At 64.0% G+C, this 11339-nt stretch carries 11 protein-coding genes; 6 read left to right on the top strand and 5 right to left on the bottom strand.

Annotated elements, in window-relative coordinates; all coding sequences use genetic code 11:
* Together LQ952_RS14010 and LQ952_RS14005 are read right to left on the bottom strand one after the other, a co-directional pair.
* A partial coding sequence (locus LQ952_RS14010; RefSeq protein ID WP_238623247.1) for a ParA family protein occupies positions 1-370 on the bottom strand: 370 nt, incomplete at its 3' end.
* A gap of 94 nt (positions 371-464) precedes the next feature.
* A complete protein-coding gene (locus LQ952_RS14005; protein WP_238623246.1) occupies positions 465-1298 on the bottom strand; it encodes a tetratricopeptide repeat protein in 834 nt (277 codons plus the stop codon).
* A gap of 418 nt (positions 1299-1716) precedes the next feature.
* On the opposite strand from LQ952_RS14005, the gene phoB reads away from it, so the two are divergent.
* From phoB to ppx, 6 genes are all read left to right on the top strand, one after another.
* Complete coding sequence (gene phoB / locus LQ952_RS14000; protein WP_238623245.1) at positions 1717-2409, top strand: phosphate regulon transcriptional regulator PhoB; 693 nt, start codon at positions 1717-1719, stop codon at positions 2407-2409.
* Positions 2410-2418: 9 nt separating this feature from the next.
* Positions 2419-3777, top strand: a complete 1359-nt coding sequence (gene phoR, locus LQ952_RS13995) for a phosphate regulon sensor histidine kinase PhoR (protein ID WP_238623244.1) — start codon at positions 2419-2421, stop codon at positions 3775-3777.
* A 103-nt stretch (positions 3778-3880) separates the two neighbouring features.
* On the top strand, positions 3881-4561 hold the full coding sequence (locus LQ952_RS13990; protein ID WP_238623243.1) for a TIGR00153 family protein: 681 nt from the start codon (positions 3881-3883) through the stop codon (positions 4559-4561).
* A 35-nt stretch (positions 4562-4596) separates the two neighbouring features.
* Entirely contained in the window at positions 4597-5847 is a 1251-nt protein-coding gene (locus tag LQ952_RS13985) for an inorganic phosphate transporter (protein WP_238623242.1), read from the top strand.
* 34 nt (positions 5848-5881) lie between these two features.
* Positions 5882-6412 (top strand): SixA phosphatase family protein, encoded by a 531-nt coding sequence (locus LQ952_RS13980; protein ID WP_238623241.1) that lies wholly within the window; start codon positions 5882-5884, stop codon positions 6410-6412.
* Positions 6413-6507: 95 nt separating this feature from the next.
* Positions 6508-8007, top strand: a complete 1500-nt coding sequence (ppx, locus tag LQ952_RS13975) for an exopolyphosphatase (RefSeq protein ID WP_238623240.1) — start codon at positions 6508-6510, stop codon at positions 8005-8007.
* 3 nt (positions 8008-8010) lie between these two features.
* Here ppx and ppk1 read toward each other — a convergent pair whose 3' ends face one another.
* The 3 genes from ppk1 to LQ952_RS13960 all read right to left on the bottom strand — a co-directional run.
* Positions 8011-10083 carry a polyphosphate kinase 1 gene (gene ppk1 / locus LQ952_RS13970; RefSeq protein WP_238623239.1) on the bottom strand — a complete coding sequence of 691 codons (2073 nt, stop codon included), beginning with the start codon at positions 10081-10083 and terminating at the stop codon, positions 8011-8013.
* A gap of 25 nt (positions 10084-10108) precedes the next feature.
* Positions 10109-11044, bottom strand: a complete 936-nt coding sequence (gene argF / locus LQ952_RS13965; protein ID WP_238623238.1) for an ornithine carbamoyltransferase — start codon at positions 11042-11044, stop codon at positions 10109-10111.
* A gap of 10 nt (positions 11045-11054) precedes the next feature.
* Positions 11055-11339 (bottom strand): aminotransferase class III-fold pyridoxal phosphate-dependent enzyme (locus LQ952_RS13960; RefSeq protein ID WP_238623237.1); only part of this gene is annotated, 285 nt, incomplete at its 5' end.

The raw sequence follows: 11339 nt of genomic DNA, 5'->3' as shown, positions 1-11339 counted from the left end.
CAATGGCGTCCAGGGCATCGCGCAGCTTGTAGATCTTGTAGCGGGACTCCAGCTTGGTCTGCAGGTTTTCCAACTCCCGGTTGGCGGGCAGGATGCTCAGGTTGTCGAACGGTGTGGGACTGACGAATTGCTCCAGCGCGGCGCTGCGACCGGTGAGCCGGAACAGGCCCAGGGTGGAGGCAAAGAAGTCCGCCATGGTGTGCTTGCAGGTATCGGCGGCCTGGCCCATCAGGTAATGGCTGGAATTGCCCTGGGGGTCCAGGTCGATGACCAGCGTCCGCAGGCCGTGACTGGCGCTGATGGCCGCCAGGTTGCAGGTGATGGTGGACTTGCCCACCCCCCCTTTCTGATTGAAGATCACGCGTCTCATCTGACTGCTCCCAACCGGTAATCCGCATGGACAGGGTGTCCACGCCTCAATGGGTGAGGCAGTTTAGACAAAGGTTTCCTCGGGGTCGAGGTTGTCAGTCCGGCTGTCCATGGGACAGCGCCCACGCCACGGCCCGGCCCCGGCCCTCCTGGATCTGCTCGGGCGTGGCTCGGGACTCCAGTGCCCGGTGCAGTTCCATCCCCAGTTCATCGCCTCCCGCCGCGGCCAGATTCGACCACTGGATGGCGGCCACGGGGTCGGCGGCCACCCCCCGGCCGTCGGCATGCATCATGGCCAGCCAGGCCTGCATGCGGGGATGTCCTTCCTGCGCACCTCGGCGGGTGTAGTGGAAGGCCTTGTCATCATCCGCCGTCACGCTGCCGATACCTTCGATATAAAGTCGGGCCAGGAAATACAGGGCCAGGGATTCGCCGGCCTCCAGGGCCGACAGCAGCAGGGCCTCCGCCTCCAGCGCCAGATCCGGATCGCGCCCGCCGAGGGCATCGGCGATCCGGATGGAGGCCAGCGCCACCTGGGCGGGTGCATGCCCCCGCTCAATGGCGTACCGGAACCAGCCTTCCGAGGCCTCTCGGTCCCGTGGGATCAGTTCTCCCTTGAGATGGATCCAGCCCAGATGCATGGCATAGGGCAGGGCACCCGCCCGGGCGGCCCGGCTGTACCAGTACACCGCTTGCTCACCATCGGGTGCCGTCCCATGACCGTGTTCGAACAGCCAGCCCAGGTATGCCATGGCGGTGGGTGAGCCTTGCTCGGCCGCTTGCATGAACAGGGCTCTGGCCCGGTCATGGGCCGGCGGGTCCTGCGCCAGATACCGGTGGGCCTGTGCCTCGGGATCCGGAACCGGTGCCGGATTTCCCGCCACGGCGCAGGTCGACAGCAGCAACAGGGTCAAAAGCAGGATGCGCATGGCGTTCTCTTGATGGTCTGATAATGTCGTTTCGTGTCGGACTGAAGATCTCTGGACTCTCGCCTTCGCGGGAGTGACGGCCTGGAAGTCGGCTCCCTGGGCTCCCTGGGCTCCCGCTTTCGCGGGAGTGACGGCGTGGGGCTCGGAATGAGGCATCATTCCCTCACCGTCGGGAGTCCGGTTCCGGGGCCACGATGCAGGCGCCCTATCCGATGTCATTCCCGCGCAACCGGGAATCCAGTGCCGGCCAAGGACTGCAAACCCTTAACGGATTCGTCACTTTAACCTTGCAATGTGTCCGTGGCATGACGGCCCGGGTAGGCGTATGGGACGGTTGCAGTCATTGCAATGTCACCGCCATGTCATAAATCTTCGTTGTAATAGCGGCGTCAAAGACAGGCTGCAGGATCATGAACACATGAGTGAAAAGACCATATTGCTGGTCGAGGACGAACCGGCCATTCGCGAGATGGTGGGCTTTGCCCTGTCGCGGGCCGGTTTTCGTATGGTGGAGGCCGCTGATGCCAACGAGGCCCATACCCGGCTGGCGGAGCGGCTACCGGATCTGGTAGTGGTGGACTGGATGCTGCCCGGCACCAGCGGTATCGACCTGGCTCGGCGTCTCAAACGCGAGGAGTACACCGCCGAGCTGCCCATCATCATGCTCACGGCCCGGGGCGAAGAGGACGACAAGGTGGGTGCCCTGGAAGCCGGGGTGGATGACTACATCACCAAGCCCTTTTCCCCGCGGGAACTGGTGGCCCGGATCAAGGCGGTACTGCGGCGCAGCATCCCGGAAGAACAGTCCCGGCCCATGACCGTGGAAGGTCTGACCCTGGACCCGTCCAGCCACCGGGTGACCGTCAACGGCGAGGCTCTGGAAATGGGGCCGACGGAGTTCCGGTTGCTGCATTTCTTCATGACCCATCCCGAACGGGTCTACTCCCGCTCCCAGCTGCTGGATCGAGTCTGGGGACGCAACACCTATGTGGAGGAACGCACGGTGGATGTCCATATCCTGCGTCTGCGCAAAGTACTGGCGCCATCCGGCTGTGACCGTTTCGTGCAGACGGTACGCGGTGCCGGCTACCGTTTCTCGCAGCAGACCTAGGCCCGCCCCATGCTCCTGGATTCCCGTTCAGGCAGTCCGTGGAAGGTGGAGTTCTGGCGCCTTGCGGGTTTCATCATGGCCGGTCTGGTGTTGGGCGCCCTGTTCGGCCACCCGGCCTGGATGCTGGTGGCCGCGCTGTCCGCCTATGTGGCCTGGCAGTTTCGCCAGCTGCGCCGCTTTCATCGCTGGATACAGGTGGGCAAGCGATCCGATCCTCCCCGTGCCGGTGGCGTCTGGGGGGATCTGATCCACGAGCAGTACCGGCTCTACCAGCGCAGCCGCCGGCGCAAGAAGAAGATTGCCAAACTGCTTAATCGTTTTCATGAGTCCAGTGCCGCCATGCCGGACGCCACGGTGATCCTGGGCGGCCGCTTCGACATCGAATGGTTCAATGGCGCCGCCATCAGCCTACTGGAACTGGAATCCCCCCGGGATATCGGCCGTCGCATCACCAATCTTTTGCGCCATCCGGCATTTGTCCGTTACATGTACTCCGGGGATTACAGCGAGGCGGTGGAGTTTCCCCGCGGGCCGGATGAAAGGGTCATGCTGTCGGCCCGCATCGTGCCCTACGGGGACAAGCAGTTCCTGCTGTCGGTGCGGGATGTCACCCGTCTGCACATGCTGGAGTCGATGCGTCGCGACTTTGTCGCCAATGTCTCCCATGAGCTGCGTACCCCGCTCACGGTGATCGCCGGCTATCTGGAGGCCCTGGCGGACGAGGCATCCCTGGAGCCTGAGATCCGGCGCTCCCTGCGCTCCATGGAATCTCAGGCGGCCCGCATGCGCCGCATCATTGAGGACCTGCTGACCCTGTCCCGGCTGGAAACCCGCGACACCACGGCCACCGCACAGTCTCCGGTGAGCGTACCCGCCCTGATACACGGTATCGAGGAGGAGGCACGCATGCTCATGGGGGAGCGGGGGCAGTCTTTGTCCCTGGATGTGGATGAAACCCTATGGTTGCGAGGCTCCAATACCGAACTGCACAGCGCCTTCTCCAATCTGGTCACCAACGCCATCAACTACACGCCCGACGGGGGCACCGTCAGTGTGCATTGGCATGAAGATGACCAAGGGGCCCATTTCCAGGTCCGGGATACCGGGATCGGTGTGCCGCCTCAGCATATCCATCGTCTGACGGAGCGCTTCTACCGGGTGGACTCGGATCGCAGTCGCAACAGCGGCGGCACCGGGTTGGGGCTGGCTATCGTCAAGCATGTGCTGCAGCGTCATGGTGCCCGTTTGCAGATCGAGAGTACGCCGGGGGAGGGGAGTACCTTTACCTGCCATTTCGGGCGGGAGCACATCGTGCGACGCGGCGGCGAGGGATCCCGGGCAGGCCGGGTCAAGGGGGCGTCAGGCTGATTAATATGAATATTTCATGACAACCGCGTGAATGGCGGGTCTGAATCTCCCGTCCAGCGTCATAATTCCGTTACAATCGCGGTTTTCCAGGTCTGGTTATCCCATGCCTCCAAAGAGTTATTTCTTCGATCTGTTCGGTAAGTCGCCGGTTCGTCCTCTGCAGCTCCACGCCGAAAAGGTGCAGGCCTGCGTGGCGGAACTGCCCGCCTTTATGGAGGCGGCCATGGCTCAGGATTGGGAGCAGGCCGAAGCCCGGCGCAACCGTATTGCCGAACTGGAACACGAGGCGGACCTGCTCAAGAAGGATCTGCGCCAGCATCTGCCCAAGGGCATGATGCTGGCCATGTCACGCCGGGATGTCCTGGAAGCCCTCACCGTCCAGGACGGCATCGCCAATACCGCCAAGGACATCGCCGGCCTGATCCTGGGCCGCCGGATGACATTCCCCGACAATCTCCATTTCCTGCTGAGGGACTTCCTGGGCCGCAGCACCGAGGCCACCCGCAAGGCCTCCCAGGCCGTGCATGAGTTGGAAGACCTGGTGGAGACCGGCTTTCGGGGACATGAAGTGGATGTGATGGAGTCCATCCTCAAGGAACTGGACACCATCGAGCACGATACCGACCGGATCCAGATCAAGGTCCGTGCCGAACTCTTTGCCATGGAACGCTCCCTGCCGCCGGTGGATGTGATCTTCATGTACCGGATCATCGACGAGATCGGTGACCTGGCCGACCTGGCACAGCGGGTCGGCAGTCGCCTGCGACTCATGCTGGCCCACTGATCCTCCCCACAGACCCATAAAAAACTGACAATCCTATGGAATACGCGACGCTATTCATCGTCCTGGCGTGCATCTTCGGCTTTTTCATGGCCTGGGGTGTGGGCGCAAACGACGTAGCCAATGCCATGGGCACCTCGGTGGGATCCCGTGCCCTGACCATTAAACAGGCAGTGATCATCGCCGCCATCTTCGAGTTTGCCGGTGCCTGGCTGGCGGGCGGGGCGGTGACCCAGACCATCCGCTCCGGGATGCTGGATGCCAACCTGCTGTCGGGGACACCGGAGATCCTGGTCTTCGGCATGCTGGCGTCCCTGCTGGCGGCAGGGACCTGGCTGCTGGTGGCGTCCATCTTCGGTTGGCCGGTGTCCACCACCCATTCCATTGTCGGGGCCATCATCGGCTTTGCCATCGTGGCCATCGGCATGGAAGCCGTGCAATGGGGCAAGGTGGGGGCCATTGCCATCAGCTGGATCCTGTCGCCTGCCCTGTCGGGGGTGGTTGCCTTCGTCCTTTTCCGCAGTGTCCAGGTCCTGATTCTGGATACACCCAATCCGCTGGAAAACGCCAAGCGCTACGTCCCCTTCTACATCTTCCTCGCCGCCTTCTTCACCGCCCTCATCACCCTGCTCAAGGGTCTGACTCACCTGGGGCTGGATTTCTCCGCGATTCAAAGTTACGGCATCGCCGCCGTCTTTGCCCTGATCACGGCGGGTCTGGGGCTGATGGCCATCCGTCGCTTGCGGTTCGATCCGGCCGATGACCGGGACTTTCACTTCAGCAACGTGGAAAAGGTCTTCGGCGTGCTGATGCTGGTGACCGCCTGCGCCATGGCCTTTGCCCACGGTTCCAATGACGTGGCCAATGCGGTGGGTCCGCTGGCGGCGGTGGTCAGCGTGGTGCAGACCGGCGAGGTCTCGGTCCATGCCGCCATGCCCATGTGGATCCTGCTCCTGGGCGGGGCCGGCATCGTGCTGGGTCTGGTGACCTATGGTCACCGGGTGATTGCCACCGTGGGCACGGGGATCACCCAGCTCACGCCCAGTCGCGGCTTTGCCGCCACCCTGGCGGCCGCCATGACCGTGGTCCTGGCTTCCGGCACCGGACTGCCCATTTCCACTACCCATACCCTGGTGGGGGCCATCCTGGGCGTGGGCCTGGCGCGGGGCATCGCGGCCATCAATCTCAGTGTCGTGCGGGCCATCTTCATGTCCTGGATCATCACTCTGCCGGCCGGGGCCCTGCTGTCCATCATCTTCTTCCTCATCCTCCGGGCCGCTTTGGGCTAGGCTCCTGGTAGGTACTTGTACAGGAGATCGACCCATGCCGCAGAAGACAGGTCATCCGCTGCGGAGTCTGGTCCTGGTGCGTCACAGCCAGGCGGGGGATGCCGCCGAGTTTGCCGCCGGCGGCCGGGAGGATCATCTGCGCCCTCTGACAGATGAAGGTGTCAGCCGCATGCGGCGGGCTGCCCGGGGGCTTCACCGCCTGGTGGAGGGGCCGGTGTACATCGTCACCAGTCCGTATGTCCGGGCGGCCCAGACCGCTCAGATCCTCAAAGAAGTGTTTCCCGGGGCTGAGATCGCGTCTACGCCGGTCCTGGTCCCTGAGGCGGACCCCCAGTCTTTCCTGGACTGGCTGCGGGGACAGCCTGCCCGGCAGACCCGGCTGGTGGTGGGGCACGAGCCTCACCTGTCTTTGCTGGCCGGTTGGTTGCTGGCCGGGGAGCGGCGGTCGCTGGTGCGAATGAAGAAGGGCGGGGCCTGCTGCCTTGACCTGATGCGCGGCCCGCAGCCGGGAAGCGCCATGCTCCGCTGGCTGATGACCCAGGGGCAGTTGCGCAAGCTGGCGTGATGGGGTCGCCGGCCTGTTATCCTCTCGACATCTTACCTTGCTAGACTCGGCCCCTTGAGGGCCGATATCCCGCCCCCCGAGAGAGGCAAAGTTTCATGTTCCGACGCCGCAAGCCCCCCGAGACCGTCGCCGCCGTCGATCTGGGCTCCAACAGCTTTCACATGATCGTTGCCCGCGTCCGTGACGGTGAGGTTCACATGCTGGACCGGCTGCGGGAGTCCGTGCGCCTGGCCAGTGGCCTGGATAACCGCGGATTCATCGGCCCCGAGGCCGTAACCCGGGCCCTGGACTGCCTCAACCAGTTCGGCCAGCGGGTGCGTGACCTGCCCGTGGGCAGTGTGCGTGCGGTGGGCACCAACACCCTGCGCAAGGCCCGCAATGCCGATGAGTTCCTGGAGCTGGCCACCCGCGCCCTGGGGCATCCCATCGAGGTGATCGGTGGTCGTGAAGAGGCTCGTCTGATCTATCTGGGGGTGGCCCACAGTCTGGCGGACGACGGCGGACGGCGGTTGGTGGTGGATATCGGCGGCGGCAGTACGGAGCTGATCCTTGGGGAGCGCTTCGAACCCAGCCACACCGAAAGCCTGCACATGGGCTGTGTGAGCATGGGGCGGCTCTATTTCCCCAAAGGCATCATCACCGAGACCGCCTGGCGTGCCGCCGAGATCGGCGCTCGCCTGGAACTGCAGCCCATCGAGGAGACCTATCGGCGGGTCGGTTGGCAGGAGGCCCTGGGGGCGTCCGGAACCATGCTGGCGGTGGACAAAATCATGCGGGAGCAGGGTTGGAGCCGGGAGGGCATCACCCTGGAAGGACTGCACTTGCTGCGTCAGACCCTGATCAAGGCCGGGGACATGGCCAAAGTGGAACTCAAGGGCCTGAGCGACGAGCGCCGCCCGGTGTTGCCCGGCGGGGTCGTGGTGCTGCTCTCCGTGTTCGAGGCGCTGGGCATCGGGCAGATGCGAGTATCGGATGGGGCTTTGCGGGAGGGGCTGGTCTATGACCTGTTGGGGCGCATCAGCCACGAGGATGTGCGCACCCGTACCATCGACGGCATCATGAAGCGCTTTCAGGTGGAGCCGGATCACGCCCGGCGAGTGGAGCAGACGGCCCTGCTGTTGCTGGACCAGGTGGCGGAGACCTGGGGGCTGGATCAGGACCATGCCGACAGCCTGGTCTGGGCGGCGCGTCTGCATGAGTTGGGGCTGTCCATCTCCCACAGTCAGTTTCACAAGCATGGTGCCTATATGGTGGAAAATGCGGATCTGTCCGGTTTCACCCTGGAGGGGCAGCGCCGCATCGCCCTGCTGGTGCGTGCCCATCGGCGCAAGTTTCCCGTTAAGCTGTTTGACGATCTGCCGATCCTGGAACGTCGTCCCATGCTGCGTCTGGCGGTGTTGCTGCGTCTGGCGGTGCTGCTGCACCGTTCCCGCACGGATGCCGTACCGGCCCTTGAGGGTCTGAAGTCGAAGGATCAGGGCCTCAAACTGCGGTTCGCGCCCGGCTGGCTGGAGGCCAACCCCCTGACCCGCGCGGACCTGGAGCGGGAGTCAGGTCATCTGAAGGCCGCTCAGTTCAAGCTCAAGGTGGAGTGAAGCTCAGCCGGTGAGCTTGCCCAACAGCTCATCCTGGGCCGAGCGGGGCTTGTGGTTGGAGGCCGCCTTCAGACGGCGATAACTGCCGTCCTGTTGTAGCGTCCAGGCCTGGGTGTTGTCCGAGATGTAGGCCAGCAGGGACTCCTGCAGCACCCGGTCCCGCAGCTCCGGCACTTCCACCGGGAAGGCCACCTCCACCCGCCGGAAGAAGTTGCGCGGCATCCAGTCGGCGCTGGACAGGTACACCTCGGCCTCCCCACCGTTCTGGAAATAGAACACCCGGGAGTGCTCCAGGAACCGCCCCATCACCGAACGTACCCGGATATTGTCCGAGACCCCCGGCACCCCGGGCCGCAGACAGCACACCCCGCGCACCACCAGGTCAATCCGTACCCCCGCCTGGGAGGCCCGATACATGGCCTGGATCAACCTCGGTTCGATCAGGGAATTCATCCGTGCCAGTACCCGCCCCGGCTTGCCTGAGCGCACATGCTCGATCTCCCGTTCGATCCGCTCCAGCATCCCGGAATGCAGGGTGAAGGGGGCCTGCAGCAATTTCTTCAGCTTGGACACCTTGCCCAGGCCGGTGAGCTGCTGGAATACCTTGTGTACGTCTTCGCCGATCACCTTGTCGGCGGTGAGCAGACCGTAGTCCGTATAGGCCCGGGCGGTCCCTGCGTGATAATTGCCGGTACCCAGATGCACATAGCGCCGGATCCGGTCCTTTTCCCGGCGTACCACCATGGCCAGCTTGGCGTGGGTCTTGTAACCCACCACGCCGTAGGTCACATGGGCGCCGGCATCCTGCAGACGATTGGCCAGCTGGATATTGGCTTCTTCGTCGAACCGGGCGCGCAACTCGATCACTACCGTGACCTCCTTGCCCGCCTGGGCGGCCTGCACCAGAATATCCACCAGCTGGGAACGTACCCCGGTGCGATAGAGGGTCTGCTTGACGGCCAGCACGTCCGGATCCCGGGCCGCCTGGCGCATGAACTCCACCACCGGCACGAACGACTGATAGGGATGATGCAGGAGTACGTCTCCGCGTCGGATGGTGTGGAAAATGTCCGCAGCCCCGGTCAGGGCCGGGGGCAGGGCGGGTACGAAGGAGGGATATTTCAGATCAGGCCGCTCCACCAGTTCGTGCACGGCCATGAGCCGGTTCAGGTTCACCAGGCCATTGACCTGATAGAGGTCGTCAGGTCCTAGCTTGAACTGGCGCAGCAGGAACTCCGCCACCTTGGTCGGGCAGTTATCCGCCACCTCCAGCCGCACCGCTTCGCCGTAATTGCGCTGGGGCAGCTCCCCCTCCAGTGCCATCAGCAGGTCGTCTATCTCCTCCTCGGAAACGAACAGGTCCGAGTTGCGAGTGAGCCGGAACTGATAGCAGCCGGTCACGGTCATGCCCTGGAACAGTTCACCCACATGGGCGTGGAGGATGGAGGACAGGAAGACGAAATCGTAGTCACCCTTGGCCAGTTCCCGGGGCAGGCGGGCCAGTCGGGGCAGGGAGCGAGGGGCCTGGACCACCGCCATGCGGCTTTCACGGCCGAAGGCGTCCTTGCCCTCCAGGGTGACGATGAAATTGAGACTCTTGTTGAGAATGCGCGGGAACGGATGGGCCGGGTCCAGACCCAGAGGAGACAGCACCGGCAGCAGTTCACGGTCAAAGAAGTCCTTGACCCAGGCGGTCTGCTCATCGCTCCAATGGGTGCGGCGAACAAAGTGGATGTTCTGCTCGGCCAGGGCGGGGATGAGTATCTCGTTGAGGGTGGCGTATTGATCATCCACCAGGGTGTGCGCCAGCTGGCACACCCGGGCAAGCTGTTCGGTGGCACTCAGGCCGTCCGGCCCGGGGGTGTTGACGCCCAGTTGCAGCTGCTGCTTGAGTCCCGCCACTCGGATTTCGAAGAATTCATCCAGGTTGGTGGACGAGATGCACAGAAACCGCAGCCGTTCCAGCAGCGGAATCGTGTCCTGCTTGGCCAGTTCCAGCACCCGTTGATTGAAGGCCAGCAGGCTCAGCTCACGGTTGAGATAGAGTTCCGGGTTGGTCAGGTCGATGTCGGTCATCCCCACAGTCTATACCACCCGGATGTCACTCCGGTGACGCCGCCTGTTGCCGACCATGGCCCACCAGCAGGAATTCCATCAGGGCCTTCTGGGCATGCAGGCGGTTCTCCGCCTCGTCCCAGACCACGCTTTGCGGGCCTTCCAGCACCTCGGTGGAGACTTCTTCCTCCCGGTGGGCGGGCAGGCAGTGCATGAACAGGGCATCCGGCGCGGCCTGCGCCATCATGGCGGCATTGACCTGATAATCCCCGAAGGCCCGGCGGCGGGCGGCCTGTTCCTGTTCCTGTCCCATGCTGGCCCAGACGTCAGTGACGATCAGATCGGCCCCCGCCGCCGCCGCCATGGGATCCCGCACGATGGCTGCGCTGCGACCGGACGCGGCCAGGATCACCGGGTCCGGGTCATAGCCTTCCGGACAGGCAATGCGCAGCTCAAAGCCCAGGCGCTCGGCGGCATGGATGTAGCTGTGGCACATGTTGTTGCCATCTCCCACCCAAACCACGGTGCGACCGGCGATGTCACCCCGCAATTCGAACCAGGTCTGCAGGTCCGCCAGCAGCTGGCAGGGGTGCTCCAGGTCGGTCAGACCGTTGATCACGGGCACCTTGGAGTTGGCGGCGAACCGCTCCACCTTCTCGTGCTCAAAGGTACGGATCATGACGATGTCCACCATGCGCGAGAGCACGCGCGCCGAGTCCTCGATAGGCTCGCCCCGCCCCAGCTGGGTATCCTTGGGGGAGAGGAAGATGGCATGTCCTCCCAGTTGCTGCATGCCCACCTCGAAGGAGACCCGGGTGCGGGTGGATGATTTTTCGAAAATCATCGCCAGGGTCTTGCCCTTGAGGGGTTCGTAAGCCTCGCCCTGTCGCAGTTGCGCCTTCATCTGCATGGCGCGGTGGATCAGGTGACGCAGTTCTTCCGCGGACAGGTCCAGCAGGGACAGAAAGTGACGCACAGCCATGGGCATTTCCTCAGGCGGCCTGGGCCGCAAACCGTTCCACCAGGTCAGAGACGGTATCCACGATCTGGTCCGCCTCGGCCCGCTCGATGATCAGGGGCGGCAGCAGACGGATGACCCGCTCCGCAGTGACGTTGATGAGCAGGCCCGCCTCAAGGGCCAGGGCCACCAGTTCGGCGCAGGGCCGGTCCAACTCGATGCCCAGCATCAGGCCCTTGCCGCGGATGTCCCGCACGGCGGGATGCTTGCCGAGGCGAGCCCGGAAAGCCGCCACCAGATACTGTCCCATGGTTTCGGC

The organism is Ectothiorhodospira lacustris, from assembly GCF_022227785.1.
Classification (GTDB): domain Bacteria; phylum Pseudomonadota; class Gammaproteobacteria; order Ectothiorhodospirales; family Ectothiorhodospiraceae; genus Ectothiorhodospira; species Ectothiorhodospira lacustris.
The sequence above is the reverse complement of the archived record's forward strand: the minus strand, read 5'-3'. Positions and strand labels throughout refer to the sequence as shown.

Bases quoted from the DNA above. Each gene is read 5' to 3' on its own strand.
- LQ952_RS14005 (WP_238623246.1), bottom strand. From the start codon at position 1,298: ATGCGCATCCTGCTTTTGACCCTGTTGCTGCTGTCGACCTGCGCCGTG.
- phoB (WP_238623245.1), top strand. From the start codon at position 1,717: ATGAGTGAAAAGACCATATTGCTGGTCGAGGACGAACCGGCCATTCGC.
- phoR (WP_238623244.1), top strand. From the start codon at position 2,419: ATGCTCCTGGATTCCCGTTCAGGCAGTCCGTGGAAGGTGGAGTTCTGG.
- LQ952_RS13990 (WP_238623243.1), top strand. From the start codon at position 3,881: ATGCCTCCAAAGAGTTATTTCTTCGATCTGTTCGGTAAGTCGCCGGTT.
- LQ952_RS13985 (WP_238623242.1), top strand. From the start codon at position 4,597: ATGGAATACGCGACGCTATTCATCGTCCTGGCGTGCATCTTCGGCTTT.
- LQ952_RS13980 (WP_238623241.1), top strand. From the start codon at position 5,882: ATGCCGCAGAAGACAGGTCATCCGCTGCGGAGTCTGGTCCTGGTGCGT.
- ppx (WP_238623240.1), top strand. From the start codon at position 6,508: ATGTTCCGACGCCGCAAGCCCCCCGAGACCGTCGCCGCCGTCGATCTG.
- ppk1 (WP_238623239.1), bottom strand. From the start codon at position 10,083: ATGACCGACATCGACCTGACCAACCCGGAACTCTATCTCAACCGTGAG.
- argF (WP_238623238.1), bottom strand. From the start codon at position 11,044: ATGGCTGTGCGTCACTTTCTGTCCCTGCTGGACCTGTCCGCGGAAGAA.